This window comes from Rhizomicrobium electricum, from assembly GCF_011762045.1.
GTDB lineage: Bacteria > Pseudomonadota > Alphaproteobacteria > Micropepsales > Micropepsaceae > Rhizomicrobium > Rhizomicrobium electricum.
Genome location: NZ_JAASQS010000006.1, coordinates 244,327 through 260,735, shown reverse-complemented (window position 1 = coordinate 260,735; position 16,409 = coordinate 244,327). Strand labels below are relative to the sequence as shown.

Below are 16,409 nucleotides of genomic sequence, written 5' to 3'. Positions count from 1 at the left end.
GCCCGGTTCCTGCCCTGTGGCGAGGTTTCGTTGTCCGATCCCATTTTCCTGCGTCCTTTGACCGCTCCGGATGCCGACCGGGGTGAAGCGGTCGAGTTCGGGCCGGACAAGGCCCTGGCGCTCGATTGCGGCCGGACGCTGACCAATTGGCGGCTTGCTTACAAAACCTACGGCAAGCTGAACGCGGCCCGTTCCAACGCGATTTTGATCTGCCACGCGCTGACCGGCGACCAGTTCGTCGCATCGGCGCATCCCGTCACCGGCAAGCCGGGCTGGTGGGAAACCATGGTCGGGCCGGGCAAGCCGGTCGATACCGACCGGTTCTTCGTCATCGGCTCCAACGTTCTCGGCGGCTGCATGGGCTCGAGCGGCCCGGCCTCGACCGATCCGGCGACCGGCAAGCCGTACGGCCTCGATTTTCCGCTCATCACCATTCGCGACATGGTGCGGGCACAAACCTTCCTCATCGACCATCTCGGCATCGACCGGCTGATGTGCGTGATGGGCGGCTCGATGGGCGGCATGCAGGCGCTGCAATGGACCGTCAGCCATCCCGAACGCGTGGTGGCGGCGATGCCGATCGCGTGTGCGGCCCGCCACTCGGCCCAGAACATCGCGTTCCATGAAGTCGGGCGTCAGGCGATCATGGCCGATCCCGAATGGCACGGCGGCGCCTATTACGAACACGGCACCCAGCCCTCCAAGGGTCTCGCGGTGGCGCGCATGGCGGCGCATATCACCTATCTGTCGGAGCCGGCGCTGCAGCGCAAATTCGGCCGCAACCTGCAGAACGCCGGCGGCATCAGCTTCGCGTTCGCACCCGACTTCCAGGTCGAATCCTATCTGCACCATCAGGGGTCGGCGTTCGTCGACCGCTTCGACGCCAATTCCTATCTCTACATCACCCGCGCCACCGACTATTTCGACATCGCCGCGGATTACGGCGGCGTGCTCGCAGAGGCGTTCCGCGGCTGCAAGACCCGGTTCTGCCTCATCTCCTTCACCAGCGACTGGCTTTACCCGACCTTCGAAAACAAGCGCATCGCTCACGCCCTCAATGCGGCGGCGGCGAACGTCAGTTTCGTCGAGATCGAGAGCGACCGCGGCCACGACGCGTTCCTGCTCAACGAGCCGCAGATGTTCGCGACCGTGCGCGGCTTCATCACCGCGGCCGCCGCGAGCGAAGGGGTGGCGGGATGAGCCTTCGCCCGGATCTTGCGGCCATTGCGGACCTGATCCCGCAAAACGCCCGTATTCTCGATGTCGGCTGCGGCGACGGCGCCTTGCTCGAACACTTGAGCGAAACCAAGAATGTCGACGGCCGCGGCCTGGAACTGTCGCAGCAAAAGGTCAACGCCAGCGTGGCGCGCGGCCTGCCCGTGATCCAGGGCGACGCCGACACCGATCTCGGCGAATACCCGTCACAGGTGTTCGATATCGTGATCCTGAGCCTGACCATTCAGGCAACGCGCAATCCCAAGGCCGTTTTGAGCGAGATGCTCCGCATCGGCCGGCGCACCATCGTCTCGCTGCCGAACTTCGGTCACTGGCGCATCCGCCTGGGCCTGCTCGCCACCGGACGCATGCCGCGCAACAAGACGCTCGACAATGAGTGGTACGACACGCCCAACATTCACCTTTGCACCATCGCCGATTTCGTCGATCTCGCTGCGACCTGCGGCGCCGAAATCGAACAGGCATTCGCACTGACGCCGGCCGGACGCACCAAAGCGATGAGCCCGCGGTCCTGGGGCCCCAATCTGCTGGCGGAAGGTGCGATCTTTCTGTTGCGCGGCGTGCGCTGAATCCCGGAAACGGGAGGAGCGGCTGGTTGCGGCAGCCGCTCCGATCACCCGTCAGTGATTTTGCCAAGTAACGGCTTTGGGGGTGCCGTCACCCGGTCACGGCGGAAGGGTTACGCCCCTTGACCGCCTGCCGAGAACACCGCCGATGTCATAGCTGCCCGGCGGCAGGAACAGGCTGTAAAAGCCGCCTGATCCTTCAAGAAAAACAATGCGTTATCGAGTTACTTCCCTCGGGGAGCGTTTCGCATATCCGCTATGCAAACCGCGCGCTTTGGGACTGCGGTGCGCGGCTCAATTCTTGCCGAGGAGCTGCAGCGCCTTGCTGTAGTGGGCGACACCCGCCGAATACATCTGCGAGCCGCAATAGGAACGGCCAGCGGTCGCCTGCTGGCGAGCCTGATCCGTCGATGTGCCCGGCTGTGCCGCTTCGAGGGCAGCCGATACTTGCTTGGCCATCTGTACGCAGTCGGTGAGACGAGCGTCAGCAGCATTGGCGGCGGGGGCAAGAGCGAGCGTCGAAAGCGCAACCAGCGCGAATGCGAATTTCATGAGTTTCCTCCTTAACAGGGTCCGGTGATCCGGATGTGGTCGTTGACTGGCAACTATTGTAGCCCTTTCTGTTTCACAGTTTTGCGAGGGCTGTTGTTCGAAAATTGCGTGGCTGCAAAAATCGCCCGGTTTATAAGGCTTTTTTCGACATCTTCGCTGTGATGCCCGCGCCGCGCATGGCGGTCGTGCAGATGCTGCAGCGATCTCTCAATACCGCATTCACAAAGGAGTGATGATGTATCAGCTCTGCAGAGTTGCGGCCGGACGCAATGCCGCTTTCGCTTTTGCCGGAGTCTTGCGGACCGCACGCCCATAAAGCGACTTCGACGCTTCCACCAGATGTACGCCGGCAACGCCGGGAAACAGACGCCGGCCGAGCCGCTCGAATCCGTCGCCAAGACCCGCCATGCGCCGGCCCGCGAACGGCGGCAGATAGAGAGCCCGATCCCATTGCACCGGTTCGAACAGCGTATCGGTGAGAAGGCTCGCGAGTTCGCTTCTATGGAAAGGCCTTCCGCAAGCGAAGGGAGAGGCTTCGAGTTGGGCCCATAAACTGGCGCGATTGGGCGTCACTAGAAGAATCCGTCCTTCCGGCGCCAGGACCCGCCAGAGCTGCCGCAACAGAACCCGTGCCGCATCGGCACCTTCGAGCCCATGCACGACCAGGATACGATCGAACACCGCATCGGCGAACGGCAGGGCATCCTCTTCGCCCAGCACTGCGAGCTGGCGGGTTGCGGGCCAGGCCGTCACCCCGGTGCGCGGCGGCATCATGGCGATCACCCGCTCGGCCTCGGTGAGCCAGGATTTGAGATACGGCGGAGCAAAGCCGTAGCCCAGCACCCTGAGGCCCCGGCAATGGGGCCAGAATAGCTTGAGACGGTGGCAGATCTGCCGCCGGGCCGCCCGCCCCAGCGCCGACTCGTAGAAATCGGAGAGCTCGCCCGCGTCTAGCTGCATGGCCACGAGGCTTAAGCCCATCCGGCTCGGGGTTCAATGCGGGGTGCAGGACTGATAAGAACCATTCCAGAGGAGATCGCCATGCCCGAACTCGAGATCGCCGTCATCCCCTGCCTTCAGGACAATTACGCCTACCTCGTCCGCGCCGGGGATTTGTGTGCCGTGATCGATCCGGCCGAGGTCGAGCCGATAGACGCCGCCTTGAAGGCCAGAGGAGCCCGGCTGACCCACATCCTCAACACCCATCACCACTGGGACCATTCCGGTGGCAACCGGGACCTCAAGGCCGCTTATGGCGCCGAGGTGGTCGGCCCGGAGAAGGACCGCACCCGCATTCCGGCGATCGATACCGGCGTCGACGAAGAGCATGGCTGGCGCTTCGGCGATCTCGCGGTCGGCGTGCTGGAAGTCCCGGCCCACACCCGCGGCGCGGTGGCCTATGTGTTCGGCGATGCCGTATTCACCGGCGACACGATGTTCGTGATGGGCTGCGGCCGCCTGTTCGAAGGCCCGCCGGAGATGATGCAGGCAAGCCTCGCCAAGATTGCCGCCCTGCCGGACGACACCAAGGTCTATTGCGGTCACGAATACACGCTGACCAATGCCCGCTTCGCCCTGAGCCTGGAGCCGGGCAACACCGCCCTGCAGGAACGCTTCAAGGCGGTCGAGGCGCTGCGGACCGAAGGCAAGTTCACGGTGCCCTCGACCATCGGGCTCGAGAAGGCGACCAATCCGTTCCTGCGAACCCGGTCGGCCGAAATCCGGACCAATCTCGGCCTGGCCAAGGCCGACGATGTCGCCGTGTTCGCGGAAATCCGCAGACGCAAGGATAACTTCTAACGCCGGGCGGCGCGCGTTCGGGGTTGGCGGGCGGCGGAAAGCGCGCCGCTATCGCAGCGTGAATTCGCCGAGGATCGAGCCGAACTGCAGGACGGCCGCGGCGAGGACGAAGCCGTGCCAGATGGCGCGGTGATAGGGGATGCGCTCCCAGACGTAGAAGATCACGCCCGCCGAATAGACGATACCGCCTGCCATCAGGAGCCAGAAGTTGACGTGCGCCAGCGACAGCGACAGCGGCTGGATCACCGTCACGATCACCCAGCCCATGGCGAGGTAGAGCCCAAGCGACAACCATTCGAAGCGGCGCGGCCACACCAGTTTCATGATCACGCCGAAGGTGGCGCAGAACCACACCACCGCCAGGATGATGGGGCCGGCGACCGCGCCCAGCCGGTTGACCGCGAACGGCGTATAGGTCGCCGCGATCATGATGAAGATGGCGGAATGATCGAGCCGCCTGAGGATGATCTTCGACGGCCGCGAATGCGGCGTCATGTTGTAAGCGGCGGAGCAGCAGATCATCGCCATCAGGCCGAGGCAGTAGATCGACACCGACACCAGCACGCTCATGCCGGTGACATGCCAGAGCAGCCACAGCGAGGCATTGATCGCGAACAGGATCCCCACCACGTGCACGATGTTGTCGGCCAACTGCTCGTGCTGCGTGTAAAGGCGGTGAACCCGTTCGACGGTCTTATTCATTGAGCCTGCTCCTGGAACAGTAAGGCTCGCACTATTCCATGGCTATTGCGGGGCGCAAAACGCGGCCGCCATCAATTGACCTGGATTAACCTTCTTGCGGCGGCGGCGGCGGGGCCGGCCGGCGCCTGATGAAGGCCTCGAGCTTCTTGCCGATCTGCGGGATATGGAACTCGCGGTCCCAGACCACGGCCGCTTCGGCGAGAAGCCTGGCCCGCACCTCTTCCGGAATCTCCGCCCAATGGATGAGCAACGCCGCGCCGAGCCGGCGGACGTAAGCCTCGTCCTCGGAAGGATATTTGAAGACGTACTGGTCTTGCTTCTTCACGAATTTGAACCTTTTGCAGTCGCCGGGCGCGGTTCCGGAGCGCCAGCGGGCAGCCTATCAAGCTCTTCCCGGCCTCGCCGTCAAGCATGGCGCGACCAAATTCATGGGGCATCCCATAGGCTTCGCGCGCGCACCCCCGCCATGCTAGAAGGACGCCGCCTTCCATGGGGGAACCATCATGCGCCTCGCGCCCGCTCTTGCCGCCGCCGCCCTGTTCGCCACCGCCGCCGTGGCCCAGCCGCAGGCCAAAATCGAAACCAGCATGGGAACGGTCGTGGTCCTGTTGGAAAAGGACAAGGCGCCCAAGACGGTGGCCAATTTCGTCCGCTACGCCAAGCAAGGCCTGTACAACAACACGGTCATTTACCGGATCGTGCCCGGCTACGTGATCCAGACCGGGTCGTTCGGCGCCGACCTCAAATGGCGCCCGACCAGCAATCCGGTCCCGCTCGAAACCGCCGGCGGATTGTCCAACAAGCGCGGCACCGTCGCCATGGCGCGCGAGATGAAGCCGACCAACTCGGCAAAGGCCGAGTTCTTCTTCAACCTTGCCGACACCAACGCGCAGGCGCTCGACCCCAAGCCGGGCGACGCGCCCAATACCACCGGGTTTGCCGTGTTCGGCCGGGTGACGAGCGGCCAGGAGGTGCTCGACGCCATCGCCCTGGTGCCGCTGGGCGGCATGAAGGGCTCCTTCCCCACCGCCTATCCGATGAAGCCGATCGTCATCAAGAAAGTGACCATCAGCGAAGCAGCCGCAGCCCCCGTTACGCCGCCGGCGGAACCGGTCGCACCGGCAGCCGATCCGGCGGCACCGGCCACGCCGCAATAAGCTAGTCTGTAGATATTCAAATTTGGAAAGCAGGCTCTTCGCCGGCGGTATTTCTGCGCGCGGCAGCCGCCGCGCTAGGCTCGCCGCGATCTGGAGGGCCCCATGAAACTTGCCGTCGCGCTTGCCGCTCTTTTCGTCCTGACGCCCTGTGCCGTTGCCGAAGAACCGGTGACGGTGATGGTGGTCGGCGTGTTCCATATGAGCAATCCCGGCCACGACCTGCACAACGTTGCCGCCGACGACGTGCTGGCGCCCAAGCGGCAGGCGGAGATCGCCGCGGCAACCAAGGCGCTGGAGCGCTTCAAGCCCACCATGGTGGCGGTCGAATGGCCCGCCGCGATCACCGCAACGCGCTATGCCGATTATCGCGCCGGGACCTTGGCGCCGAGCCGCAACGAGGTGGTGCAGCTCGGCTTCCGGCTGGCTGCCAGTTCGGGGCTTGCAACCGTTCACGGCATCGATGTCGACGGCGAATTCCCTTTCGAAGCCGTGCAGGCCTGGGCCGCCGCCCACGGCCAGGGCGCGCGCCTTGACGCGCTCGTTGCGCAAGGCAGTACGCGCATGGAGGCGATCAACGCGACCCTCGCGCAAGGCAGCGTCGGAGCTACGCTGCGCTTGCTCAATCAGCCCGAGGCGATCGCCCGCGATCACGATTTCTATCGCGTCATGCTGGCCTTCGGCGGCGGCAAGGACCAGCCCGGCGTCGCCCTGCTCACAGCGTGGTACGACCGCAACTTCCGCATCTGCGCCAATCTCGTGCAAGCGGCCAAACCGGGCGACCGCGTGGTGGTGTTCTATGGCGCCGGACACGCGTTCCTCTTGCGCCAATGCATCGCCGAGATGCCCGGCTACCGCCTCGTCGAAGCCAACGACTTCCTGCCGCAGTGATTTACTGTTCCGTTTTTTCAAACGGAGCCGTGCCGCGAACACGGAACGCCAACGCCAGGACATCGACATCCGCTTTCAGAAGATCGAGATCGAGGGTCATCTCGCGGACTTGCTGGTTTCTTTTGGCGAAATCTTCAGACGCTTCGAGTGCCATTTGGCGTTCGGTCACGCCGCCTTTGCAGGTGACGAAGAATCTGGCGCCCTGCCACGCAATTCGGCCACGCTCGGTATCGCGGGCGAACTTCTTTTCGGCGTAGAGCCGGAGCGATTTACGATAGGTCTCCAACAATTCGCCCTCGGGTAAATGGATCATAGCCTCGGCGGTGATTTCCATGGCATCCCCCGTAACCAATGATGAAGAACAATAAGGGAACATTTTCGCGGCCGTACGACGGAAATGTCGCGAAGTTTGTCGAGGGCTGGCGCAGGCGCGGCAGACGGCTTAGGACGGGTCGCCAAACAACGGAGTGCGTTCATGAAATCCGAGGCTTGGCTTGGCGCGCTGGATGATCGTCTGGCGGCGCAATTGAAATTCCTGCTCGCGGCGGACCGGCTGAAAGAGGTTTATCGCGCCTGCAAGGTGACCAGCGGGGCGCGGTTCGAGAATTCGGCGGAGCATTCCTGGCATCTGACGCTGTTCGCGCTGGTGCTGAAGGAATACGCGGTTACTCCCGTCGATATCGCCCGCGTGGTGCAGATGCTGGTGCTGCACGATCTCATCGAATACGAGTGCGGCGACACCCCGATTTTCGCCGCCGAAGCGGTCGATCAAGCGGCGCGCGAACAAGCCGCCGCCGATGTCGTGTTCGGCCTGTTGCCGGCCGATCAGAGCAAAGAGCTGCGCACCATCTGGGAGGAGTTCGAGGCGGCGCAAACGGCGGACGCCAAGTTCGCCAAGGCGCTCGACCGACTGCAGCCGATCCTGCAGAACCACGCCGTCGGCGGCGGCAGCTGGATCGCCTATGACGTCGACATCGAACGCGAGCGGGCGCTGACCAACAAGATCGAGAAGGGCTCGCCGACCCTGTGGGCCGCGGCCAACGCGGTGTTCGAAGACGCGGTCAAATGCGGCTGGATGAAGAAGGCCCCATAAGCCCTGACGGCGTCAGCCGTAGGACACGGTGTCGTCTTCGTGCAGATAAAACAGCTTGTGGCGCTGCATGCGGGCCAGGATGGCGTTGATCTGCAGCGCGTTGGGTTTGGGACGCTGGGTTGCGGCGATCAGCTTGATCAGGCTGAGGCGGCTATGGGGACGCGATTTCTTCGGGATCTTGCCGAGCGTTTCGACCGCGCGGCGGTAATTGAGCTCGTCTTGCGGCGACAGGTCGATGCCCAGCGGCGCCAGATTGTCGATCCGCGTACAGGGCAGACCGAGCCCGTTCAGGTATTTCAACAGCGGGTCGAAACCCTTGTCGCGCGACAGCACGTAACAGGCGTATTTCTTGCTGATTTCGAGGACCCGCCCGAGATAACAGGCAATGTGGAAGTCGAGCGCGTTGTGGCCGGTGCCGCCCATCTTGAGCCAGATCACCCGGTCGCCAAGCGCCGCTGCGGCATCGTAAAGCGCCTGCGGCACCTTCTGCTCGGCGCCGACGAACACCACGATATCGACATCGGGCTCAAGCCGCGACAGATCGAAGGTGGCGATGTTCTCGAAATCGACCAGCAACAGCCTGCGGATCATGACGCCCCCACGCGGCAGGCCGGCACCGAAGCCGGCAAGAGGCCGCGAGTCTACCGCAGCGCGTGACCGTTTTCACGCACCGGCGGGGGCGTCCGGATCAACGCTTCTGACGGGCCTTGCGGGCGGCGTAGCGGGCGTCGCGGGCGGCCTTCTGGGCGGCGAGGAGTTCGGCGTACTTGGCCATCTCTTCGTGCTTCTGACGCTCGGCTTCGGCGGCAGCCTCGGCCTCCAGGCGCAGACGCTCTTCTTCGGCGGCGCGCTTTTCGGCGTCGATGCGGTCCTGCTCGGCCCGCTTCTCGGCTTCACGGGCGGCGCGGCGCTCGTCGCGCTCCTTGGCGACGCGGGCGCGCTCTTCGGCGCGGGCCGCGGCGGTTTCCTTCATTGCTTCCGCACGCTTCTTGGCGCGCTCCAGTTCGGCGGCGCGGGCGGCGTTACGGTCTTTCAGGCGGTCGGCAAAGTTATTGGGATTGAACTGCGGCATTGGGTCGTAAAGTACCTTTTCTTCGTCGGTTGTCGTGCGAAGCCGCCGGGCGGCCTAGCACCCCAATTCGCTGACGCGAATTGGACCTCCCCGGAACGGGAGAGGTTATTCGTTTGTCGTCCTCATCAATTGTCCAGGAAGCTGCGCAGCTTTCTGGACCGCGAGGGGTGCTTCAGTTTGCGAAGCGCCTTGGCCTCGATCTGACGGATGCGTTCGCGCGTCACGCTGAACTGCTGGCCCACCTCTTCGAGAGTGTGGTCGGTGTTCATGCCGATGCCGAAACGCATACGCAATACGCGTTCCTCGCGCGGGGTCAATGTTGCCAGCACCCGCGTCGTGGTTTCGCGCAAATTCGCCTGGATGGCCGCATCGATCGGAAGGACCGCGTTCTTGTCCTCGATGAAATCGCCGAGATGCGAATCTTCCTCGTCGCCGATCGGGGTTTCGAGGCTGATCGGTTCCTTGGCGATCTTGAGGACCTTGCGGACCTTTTCGAGCGGCATGGCGAGACGCTCGGCCAGTTCTTCCGGCGTCGGCTCGCGGCCGATCTCGTGCAGCATCTGGCGCGAGGTGCGCACCAGCTTGTTGATCGTCTCGATCATGTGCACCGGGATGCGGATGGTGCGGGCCTGGTCCGCGATCGAGCGGGTGATGGCCTGCCGGATCCACCAGGTGGCATAGGTCGAGAACTTGTAGCCGCGGCGGTACTCGAACTTATCGACCGCCTTCATCAGGCCGATATTGCCTTCCTGAATGAGGTCGAGGAACTGCAGGCCGCGGTTGGTGTATTTCTTGGCGATGGAGATCACGAGACGAAGGTTCGCCTCGATCATTTCCTTCTTCGCCACGCCCGACTCGCGCTCGCCCTTCTGCACCGTCTGGACGATGCGGCGGAATTCCGAGATCGACTGGCGCATTTCCTGGGCCAGGGTCTGGATGTCGTCGCGCAAGGCGTGAACCTTGTCGCGTTCGACCGCGATGAAATCCTTCCAGCCCGGACGCGACAGACGGCCGACGCGGCGGGTCCAGTTGGGATCGAGTTCGTTGCCGTAATGCTCGCGCAGGAAATCCTCGCGCGCCGTGCCGTGGGCTTCGGCGAGACGGAGCAGACGGCCTTCGAGGCTGACCAGACGGCGGTTGATGCCGTACATCTGATCGACCAGCGCTTCGATACGGTTGTTGTTGAGCTTGAGGCTCTTGACGAGATCGACGGTCTCGTTGCGCAGCTTCTTGAAGCGGCGTTCCTGCGAATTCGACAGCTCGTCGTCGGCCAGCGCGGCTTCGACGGAGGCGTCCTGCAGCTTGCCGAGCTTCTTGTAGAGATTGGCGATCTGCTCGAGGGTGGCCAGCACCTGCGGCTTGAGCGCGGCTTCCATCGCCGACAAAGGCAGATTGCCTTCGTCGTCGAAACCGTCTTCGCCCGCTTCCGCGTCGGCTTTCGCCGCGGCTTCGCCGGGATCGAGCGGCTCCTCGCCGTCTTCCTTCTTGGGCTCGGGCTTCTTTTCGACCACCGGCACGGGCTTGACCTCGGCCACTTCGTCCGGCGGGATCGGCATCGGCGGCAACGGCGGTGCGCCTTCGGCCTGGCCGTCGGGGCCGGTGCCGTACATGGCTTCGAGATCGATGATGTCGCGGAGCAGCACCTTGCCTTCGTTCAGCTCGTCGCGCCAAACCGTCAAGGCTTCGAAGGTGAGCGGGCTTTCGCACAAGGCGCCGATCATCAGCTCGCGGCCGGCCTCGATGCGCTTGGCGATGGCGATTTCGCCTTCGCGCGACAAAAGCTCGACCGAGCCCATCTCGCGCAAATACATGCGCACCGGATCGTCGGTGCGGTCGTAGACTTCGGTGGCGCCTTCCTTGGTGGTGGCGACCTGTTTGCCGTTCTCGACCAGCGCCGGAACTTCGGCGTCGGCGCCCTCTTCTTGCTCTTCGGACTCGATGACGTTGATGCCCATCTCGGACAGCATCGACATGGTGTCTTCGATCTGCTCCGACGACACCTTGTCGGACGGCATCACCTTGTTGAGTTCGTCGTAGGTGACGTAGCCGCGGGCCTTGGCGCGCGCGATCATCTTGCGCACGCCCACATCGCTCATGTCGAGCAGCGGGGAATCGGCGTCGCCGGGGGTCTCGGATTCGCCCGGCTTCACGCCCGGCTTGCCCGGCACCGGCTTGACGCCGGCCTTGGCGGCAGGCGCGGCGGGCTGGGGCGCCGGGGCGGCAGCCGCAGGAGCGGCCTTCTTGGCAGTCGCAGCGGCGGCCTTGGTGGCCTTCACGTCCAGCTTCGGCTCGGCCTTGGGCTCGGCGGCCTTGGTCTCCTTGACGGGAGCCTTGGGCGCCGGCTTGGCCTTGACCGGGCTTTTGACGGCTTGCGCTGCCTTGACCGGTTTTGCCGTCGGCTTCGGCGCGGGCTTCTTGGCCTTTGCGGGAGCCGGCTTGGCGCTGGCCGCCTTGGCGGGCGTACGCTTGACCGCCTTGCTGGCCGGCTTTGCAGGTTTCGCCGGTTTCTTCGACTTTGTTACCACTTTTCGTCCGTTACTATAGCCGTCGCGCGCGCGAGCGGGAGATTTCAGGTATCTGCCCGTAGTCCGTTTTTCACACGGCCTCGGGGGTGCCTTCCGGTGCCGGAGCCGGCTCGGACTCGACGGGAGCCGGAGCGGGAGCGACGACCTTCTTGGCGCGCCGCTTGGCGGTCTTCTTCTTCGCCGGTGCGGTCTTTTTGACGGCCTTTTTGGCCTTTTTCACGGCGCCCTTTTTGACGACTTTTTTTGCCGGCTTCTTTGCGACCTTCTTGGCGGCCTTTTTGGCGCCTTTCTTGGCGGCCTTGGGGGCCGTTTTCTTGGCGACTTTCTTCGCCTTTTTCGCCTTCTTCGCTTTCTTCTTCGCTGCCATGTTCGGTTTCCCTCTTTGTGGTCCGCCGCGCGCGCGCCGGTAGAATCACAATGTATAACACTTGGATTCTACGTGCTTGCCCTATTCGCCGGAACGGTCCTGTCGAAAGCGAAGTGCCTCACGTTGATGCTCCTCGGTCGGCTCCCGCTTGAAACGTTCCCACGCCACCTTTTGCTCCGGACCGAGTTCTGCCATATCGCGTAGCTGGTGTGCGGCACGCAGGAAGCGGGCATCGGCATCCTCGCCTGAAGCGGTCCCCTCACCCATCTGTTGCGTCGGCGCCTTCAGACGCGCCACGATGTCGGCCATACCTCGACGGATCAGATGGTTCTCCAACCCCTGTTTTTCAAGCCTGGAGCCGGAAGCGGCGACGTTTAGAAGTTCCGCCCGCAATCTGTCAAGGACGAGGTCCGAAAACGGCAGCGCCGCAAGCATTTCTGCGTGTCTGGCGGCAAGTTCCGGTTCGTTAAGGACCAGCCGCAGAATTTCACTTTCCTTCACCTTAAGCGGGCCGCCGCGCGCGATCAGGCTGGCTTTGACCGCCTCGGACACCCCCTCCGGTTGCGGCGCGAAACGCCCTTTGCCGCCAAAATTGCCCTTTCCTTCGCGTCCGGCGCGAGGCGTCCACGGACGTCCCGTCGCTTCGCGCTTGGGCCGGCGCTTGAAGGCATCGAAGACGCGGCTGTCGAAATCGCGCCGATAGTATTCGGCCACCTTGGCGTCGGTGATCTTGCCGACCAGCTCGCCCAGCGCTTGTTCCAGGCCTGCCCGCCGCTCCGGGGTGGAGAGGTCTTTGCCTTCGGTCTCGCTCTTCCACAACACGTCGGCGAGCGGCTCGGCGGCGTCGAGCACCTTCTGCATCGCCCCCGGTCCGAGAGCGCGGATCAGGCTGTCGGGGTCTTCGTCGCCGGGAATGAAGGCAAAGCGCAACGAGTGGCCGGCCTTCAGATGCGGCAATGCGAGATGGGCCGCCCGGAGCGCCGCTTTCTTGCCCGCCGCATCGCCGTCGAAGGCGCAGACCGGTTCCGGCGCCACTTTCCACAACAGCTGCAGCTGGTCCTCGGTCAGGGCGGTGCCGAGCGGGGCGACGGCCGCCTCGAACCCGGCCCGGACGAGGGCGATTACGTCCATATAGCCTTCGCAGACGATGATGGTCTGGGCCTTGATCGCTGCCGGCCGCGCCAGATGGAAATTGTAGAGCAGGCGTCCTTTGGAGAAGAACTCGGTCTCGCCGGTGTTGATGTATTTCGGCTTGGCATCGGCCGTCAGCCCGCGGCCGCCGAAAGCCACCACCCGGCCGCGGCCGTCCGAGATCGGGAACATCAGCCGGTTGAAAAAGAAATCGCGCACGCCGTGATGTTCGTCGGCAGGACGGGCAAGACCGGCCGCGATCATGTCGTCCATGGTGACATTGAGGCCGGTGAGATGGGCAATCAGCGCCGAGCCCGCTGCCGGGGCATAGCCGAGACGGAACTTTTTGGCGGCATCGCCGTCGAGCGCCCGGCCTTTCAGGTATTCGCGCGCGACCTTGCCGGTGGGAGCGGCGAGCTGTTCTTCGAAGAATTTCGCGGCGGCCTCGATGACGTCGTAGAGGGATTTCTTCTTCTCCTCACGCGCCTCGTCTTCCGGGCTCCATTTCGGCAGTTCCACGCCCGCCTCGCCGGCCAGCCGTTCGACCGCCTCGGGAAACGACACGCCTTCGGTTTCCATCAGCCATTTGAACGCGTCGCCACCTTTGCCGCAGCCGAAGCAATGGAAGGTCCGGCGGGCGTTTTCGACCTTGAAGGACGCAGTCTTCTCGCCATGGAACGGACAGCAGCCCCAGAATGCCTGCCCCTTGCGAGTGAGTTTCACGCGCCGACCCACCAGCTGGACGATGTCCGTCCGGCGGAGGATTTCTTCGAGGAGGTTGGGACCGTAGCGCATGGACCTATTCTGACAGGGTTCAACACCCCTGGCGTGCCTGTTGTCTACGGAATCCTGTTAACAGGCGGTGGCGACCTCGGGCACGCCGGCAACAGCCGAAATCCAGTACGCGCGAAGTGTCTATTCCGCAATTGTTAAATGCTTCCAAGTAACGTATCTTGCACTCAGGGAAGCGGCCGTTTGTTCCGCCACGGACCGGGTTCGGTCTGGGGGATTTTCTCAAGGGATATTGGGGCCCATGGCATTGGCAATGCTGAAAAACCCGACCGTGCCGCAACACGGCTGGCAGGCCCTGGTCAGGGCCATCGAACAGCTTGCCACAGCCAACGATCTCGCCGATGTCATCGCAATTGTTCGCAGCACCGCCCGCGACATTTCGGGCGCTGACGGCATCTGTTTCGTGCTGCGCGACGGCGAGTGCTGCCACTATGTCGAAGAACTCGCGATCGGGCCGCTGTGGAAGGGCAAGCGGTTCCCGCTGACCGCCTGCATCTCAGGCTGGTGCATGCTGAACGACCAATCTGCGGTTATTCCCGATATCTATCTCGATCCGCGCATTCCGCACGACGCCTACCGGCCGACCTTCGTGAAATCGCTGGTCATGGTGCCGGTCAAGACCACCAAGCCGATCGCCGCCATCGGCACCTATTGGGCCGAAACCCGCGAATTCTCCGACGACGAACTGGCGCTGATCGAAGCGCTTGGCCGCTCCACCTCCGCGGCGATCGCAGCAGCCCAGCTGCGCCAGTCGCTGGTCGAAAGCGAGCATCGCCTGGCGATGGCGCTCGACGCCGGCGGACTCGGTGCCTGGGAACTCAATCTCGGCACCTGCGAACTGATTGCCACGCCGGCCGCGAAAATCATGTTCGGCGCCGATCCGGACGCTCCGTTCGGCCGCGACGACCTGTTGGCCGGAATTCATCCGGACGACCGCGAAGCCGCTGCCTGGCTGTTCGAAACCGGGCTCAGCCGCGACGAAGAATATCGCTCGGCCGACGGCAGCCGTCGCCTCGAATTGCGCGGCCGGATGGTGACGGACGGCGACGGAACCCCGGTTCGGGTCACCGGTGTGGTGCGCGACGTCACCGAACGCCATCAAGCCAAGGAACGCCTGGAATCGCTGCGTTCGGAACTGGTGCGGGTGGCCCGCCTCAACGATCTCGGCGCCATGGCGTCGGCGCTGGCGCACGAACTGAATCAGCCGCTCGCCGCCGCGTCCAATTATCTGCATGCCGCCGAAAGGCTCATGGATCGCGATCCGGCCCAGGCACTCAGCGCCATCACCAAGGCCGAAGCCCAGTTCGTCCGCACCAAGGACATCATCCAGCGCATCCGCGGCTTCGTCGGCCAAGGCAAGAGCGAGCGCACCGCCGAGGACGCCGAACTGGTCTGCCGCGAAGTGCTGGAACTCGCCCGCATGACGGCGCGCCACGACGACGTCGCGATGTATCTCAAGGCTGATACCGGGCTGCCCAAGGTCCAGATCGACAAGGTGCAGATCCAGCAGGTGCTGTTCAATCTGCTGCGCAATGCGGTCGAAGCGATGGGCGACAGCGCCACGCGCCGCGTCACCATCAGCGTCACCGCCGAAGGCGACATGGTGAAGCTCGCGGTCGCCGACACCGGCCCCGGCCTCGATCCCGACATCGCCGCGCATCTGTTCCAGCCCTTCCACACCACCAAGGAAGGCGGCATGGGGGTGGGCCTGTCGCTGTGCCGCAAGATCGTCGAAGCCCAGGGCGGCAAGCTGTGGCACGAGCCCGGCAATCCCGGCGCGACGTTCGTCTTTACGGTCCCCGTAACGGAACAAGCAGCCACATCGTAAGTGCGCAGCCGAGTAGCAAGCTGACTGCGTCAGCCAAGCGCAACGAAATGGCGCTTGGTGAAGCCGATGATGTGGTCGACAGGTCCTCCTGCCGGGCCTAGCGGCAGGAGTGCGGTTTCAGCGTTGGCGAACTTCATCTCGCTGTCGAGCCCTGAGCTGAACTTTACCGCGCAAGGTTGGCCGCACTGCGCAATCCTTCGGTACACACTGCCCCACCAGGCGCAGACGATTGGCAAATCAACTGCGATCTCGCTGAGACGCCGATGGAGAATGTTAATCCGATACGATCGCACCACCTCATCGCCGGCAATGGCGATTTCAAAATCCTCTCCGCCGCTCAACACCCGTATAACGATTGCATTGGCGAGCAGCGGAGCGATGCTGCGTGGCGAGATCTCCGAACGGGCCGGATATGGCCGATCGCCGCGCAACGCATTCCAATAGCGGAAACCCTCGAGTACCGGCTGCAGACGCAGCTGACCGAAATCGATGATCTCGAATTGCGGCTCTGATCCGCCACATTGGTGCGCTTTGCCGGAAGAACTCATCGCCCCAACCTTTCAACGAGTAACACGAGTTATACCAATTCGTGATGGCCAGAACAGCTGGAATGGGACCGGTACAGTCCCAAACCTCCGCATGACGGCATTTTCACGCGACATACCTCGCGGTCCAAGGTATAGACGTCGGGCGATATGGA

18 protein-coding genes are annotated in these 16,409 nt (G+C 63.7%); 7 read left to right on the top strand and 11 right to left on the bottom strand.

Annotated elements, in window-relative coordinates; all coding sequences use genetic code 11:
- Positions 1-42 precede the first annotated feature (42 nt).
- On the top strand, positions 43-1,200 hold the full coding sequence (gene metX / locus FHS84_RS13660; RefSeq protein ID WP_425061565.1) for a homoserine O-acetyltransferase MetX: 1,158 nt from the start codon (positions 43-45) through the stop codon (positions 1,198-1,200).
- Entirely contained in the window at positions 1,197-1,805 is a 609-nt protein-coding gene (gene metW, locus FHS84_RS13655; RefSeq protein WP_166935196.1) for a methionine biosynthesis protein MetW, read from the top strand. The genes metX and metW overlap by 4 nt, the downstream gene beginning before the upstream one ends.
- Before the next feature lie 291 nt (positions 1,806-2,096).
- Here the strand turns inward: metW and FHS84_RS13650 are convergent, their stop codons facing one another.
- Both FHS84_RS13650 and FHS84_RS13645 read right to left on the bottom strand, forming a co-directional pair.
- A complete protein-coding gene (locus FHS84_RS13650) occupies positions 2,097-2,354 on the bottom strand; it encodes a hypothetical protein (protein ID WP_166935194.1) in 258 nt (85 codons plus the stop codon).
- A gap of 240 nt (positions 2,355-2,594) precedes the next feature.
- On the bottom strand, positions 2,595-3,314 hold the full coding sequence (locus tag FHS84_RS13645; protein ID WP_243851061.1) for a class I SAM-dependent methyltransferase: 720 nt from the start codon (positions 3,312-3,314) through the stop codon (positions 2,595-2,597).
- Between the two features lie 81 nt (positions 3,315-3,395).
- On the opposite strand from FHS84_RS13645, the gene gloB reads away from it, so the two are divergent.
- Positions 3,396-4,154, top strand: coding sequence for a hydroxyacylglutathione hydrolase (gene gloB / locus FHS84_RS13640; RefSeq protein ID WP_166935190.1), 759 nt, complete (start codon positions 3,396-3,398; stop codon positions 4,152-4,154).
- A gap of 48 nt (positions 4,155-4,202) precedes the next feature.
- Here the strand turns inward: gloB and trhA are convergent, their stop codons facing one another.
- Positions 4,203-4,856: a PAQR family membrane homeostasis protein TrhA gene (gene trhA / locus FHS84_RS13635; RefSeq protein ID WP_166935188.1), complete on the bottom strand. Its 654-nt coding sequence runs from the start codon at positions 4,854-4,856 to the stop codon at positions 4,203-4,205.
- Between the two features lie 85 nt (positions 4,857-4,941).
- The gene (locus FHS84_RS13630) at positions 4,942-5,181 is read right to left on the bottom strand and encodes a hypothetical protein (RefSeq protein ID WP_166935186.1); all 240 of its coding nucleotides are present in this window, start codon (positions 5,179-5,181) and stop codon (positions 4,942-4,944) included.
- A 178-nt stretch (positions 5,182-5,359) separates the two neighbouring features.
- Between FHS84_RS13630 and FHS84_RS13625 the strand changes: the two genes are divergently transcribed.
- Together FHS84_RS13625 and FHS84_RS13620 are read left to right on the top strand one after the other, a co-directional pair.
- Positions 5,360-6,013 carry a peptidylprolyl isomerase gene (locus FHS84_RS13625; protein WP_166935184.1) on the top strand — a complete coding sequence of 218 codons (654 nt, stop codon included), beginning with the start codon at positions 5,360-5,362 and terminating at the stop codon, positions 6,011-6,013.
- 102 nt (positions 6,014-6,115) lie between these two features.
- Positions 6,116-6,901 carry a DUF5694 domain-containing protein gene (locus tag FHS84_RS13620; protein ID WP_166935182.1) on the top strand — a complete coding sequence of 262 codons (786 nt, stop codon included), beginning with the start codon at positions 6,116-6,118 and terminating at the stop codon, positions 6,899-6,901.
- Position 6,902: 1 nt separating this feature from the next.
- Here FHS84_RS13620 and FHS84_RS13615 read toward each other — a convergent pair whose 3' ends face one another.
- Positions 6,903-7,235: a hypothetical protein gene (locus tag FHS84_RS13615; RefSeq protein WP_166935180.1), complete on the bottom strand. Its 333-nt coding sequence runs from the start codon at positions 7,233-7,235 to the stop codon at positions 6,903-6,905.
- A gap of 141 nt (positions 7,236-7,376) precedes the next feature.
- On the opposite strand from FHS84_RS13615, the gene FHS84_RS13610 reads away from it, so the two are divergent.
- Positions 7,377-7,994, top strand: coding sequence for an HD domain-containing protein (locus FHS84_RS13610; RefSeq protein WP_208393865.1), 618 nt, complete (start codon positions 7,377-7,379; stop codon positions 7,992-7,994).
- 12 nt (positions 7,995-8,006) lie between these two features.
- Here FHS84_RS13610 and FHS84_RS13605 read toward each other — a convergent pair whose 3' ends face one another.
- The 5 genes from FHS84_RS13605 to dnaG form a co-directional block, all read right to left on the bottom strand.
- The gene (locus FHS84_RS13605; RefSeq protein ID WP_166935178.1) at positions 8,007-8,585 is read right to left on the bottom strand and encodes a PIN domain-containing protein; all 579 of its coding nucleotides are present in this window, start codon (positions 8,583-8,585) and stop codon (positions 8,007-8,009) included.
- 97 nt (positions 8,586-8,682) lie between these two features.
- Entirely contained in the window at positions 8,683-9,066 is a 384-nt protein-coding gene (locus FHS84_RS13600) for a DUF6481 family protein (protein ID WP_166935176.1), read from the bottom strand.
- A 125-nt stretch (positions 9,067-9,191) separates the two neighbouring features.
- Positions 9,192-11,162, bottom strand: coding sequence for an RNA polymerase sigma factor RpoD (gene rpoD, locus FHS84_RS13595; protein WP_425061564.1), 1,971 nt, complete (start codon positions 11,160-11,162; stop codon positions 9,192-9,194).
- 499 nt (positions 11,163-11,661) lie between these two features.
- Positions 11,662-11,958: a histone gene (locus FHS84_RS13590; RefSeq protein WP_166935172.1), complete on the bottom strand. Its 297-nt coding sequence runs from the start codon at positions 11,956-11,958 to the stop codon at positions 11,662-11,664.
- A gap of 81 nt (positions 11,959-12,039) precedes the next feature.
- Positions 12,040-13,884 carry a DNA primase gene (gene dnaG / locus FHS84_RS13585; protein WP_166935170.1) on the bottom strand — a complete coding sequence of 615 codons (1,845 nt, stop codon included), beginning with the start codon at positions 13,882-13,884 and terminating at the stop codon, positions 12,040-12,042.
- A gap of 238 nt (positions 13,885-14,122) precedes the next feature.
- Here dnaG and FHS84_RS13580 point away from each other — a divergent pair, with 238 nt between their 5' ends.
- The gene (locus FHS84_RS13580; protein ID WP_166935168.1) at positions 14,123-15,709 is read left to right on the top strand and encodes an ATP-binding protein; all 1,587 of its coding nucleotides are present in this window, start codon (positions 14,123-14,125) and stop codon (positions 15,707-15,709) included.
- A gap of 29 nt (positions 15,710-15,738) precedes the next feature.
- On the opposite strand, the gene FHS84_RS13575 is transcribed toward FHS84_RS13580, so the two are convergent.
- Positions 15,739-16,257: a PAS domain-containing protein gene (locus FHS84_RS13575; RefSeq protein ID WP_166935166.1), complete on the bottom strand. Its 519-nt coding sequence runs from the start codon at positions 16,255-16,257 to the stop codon at positions 15,739-15,741.
- Positions 16,258-16,409: the final 152 nt, after the last annotated feature.

Excerpts from the sequence above, each read along its gene's own strand:
- metW (WP_166935196.1), top strand. The coding sequence starts at position 1,197 with ATGAGCCTTCGCCCGGATCTTGCGGCCATTGCGGACCTGATCCCGCAA.
- rpoD (WP_425061564.1), bottom strand. The coding sequence starts at position 11,162 with ATGAGCGATGTGGGCGTGCGCAAGATGATCGCGCGCGCCAAGGCCCGC.
- dnaG (WP_166935170.1), bottom strand. The coding sequence starts at position 13,884 with ATGCGCTACGGTCCCAACCTCCTCGAAGAAATCCTCCGCCGGACGGAC.
- FHS84_RS13620 (WP_166935182.1), top strand. The coding sequence starts at position 6,116 with ATGAAACTTGCCGTCGCGCTTGCCGCTCTTTTCGTCCTGACGCCCTGT.
- FHS84_RS13610 (WP_208393865.1), top strand. The coding sequence starts at position 7,377 with ATGAAATCCGAGGCTTGGCTTGGCGCGCTGGATGATCGTCTGGCGGCG.
- FHS84_RS13625 (WP_166935184.1), top strand. The coding sequence starts at position 5,360 with ATGCGCCTCGCGCCCGCTCTTGCCGCCGCCGCCCTGTTCGCCACCGCC.
- FHS84_RS13650 (WP_166935194.1), bottom strand. The coding sequence starts at position 2,354 with ATGAAATTCGCATTCGCGCTGGTTGCGCTTTCGACGCTCGCTCTTGCC.
- FHS84_RS13605 (WP_166935178.1), bottom strand. The coding sequence starts at position 8,585 with ATGATCCGCAGGCTGTTGCTGGTCGATTTCGAGAACATCGCCACCTTC.
- FHS84_RS13580 (WP_166935168.1), top strand. The coding sequence starts at position 14,123 with ATGGCATTGGCAATGCTGAAAAACCCGACCGTGCCGCAACACGGCTGG.
- FHS84_RS13615 (WP_166935180.1), bottom strand. The coding sequence starts at position 7,235 with ATGGAAATCACCGCCGAGGCTATGATCCATTTACCCGAGGGCGAATTG.
- trhA (WP_166935188.1), bottom strand. The coding sequence starts at position 4,856 with ATGAATAAGACCGTCGAACGGGTTCACCGCCTTTACACGCAGCACGAG.
- FHS84_RS13600 (WP_166935176.1), bottom strand. The coding sequence starts at position 9,066 with ATGCCGCAGTTCAATCCCAATAACTTTGCCGACCGCCTGAAAGACCGT.
- FHS84_RS13590 (WP_166935172.1), bottom strand. The coding sequence starts at position 11,958 with ATGGCAGCGAAGAAGAAAGCGAAGAAGGCGAAAAAGGCGAAGAAAGTC.
- FHS84_RS13645 (WP_243851061.1), bottom strand. The coding sequence starts at position 3,314 with ATGCAGCTAGACGCGGGCGAGCTCTCCGATTTCTACGAGTCGGCGCTG.
- FHS84_RS13575 (WP_166935166.1), bottom strand. The coding sequence starts at position 16,257 with ATGAGTTCTTCCGGCAAAGCGCACCAATGTGGCGGATCAGAGCCGCAA.
- gloB (WP_166935190.1), top strand. The coding sequence starts at position 3,396 with ATGCCCGAACTCGAGATCGCCGTCATCCCCTGCCTTCAGGACAATTAC.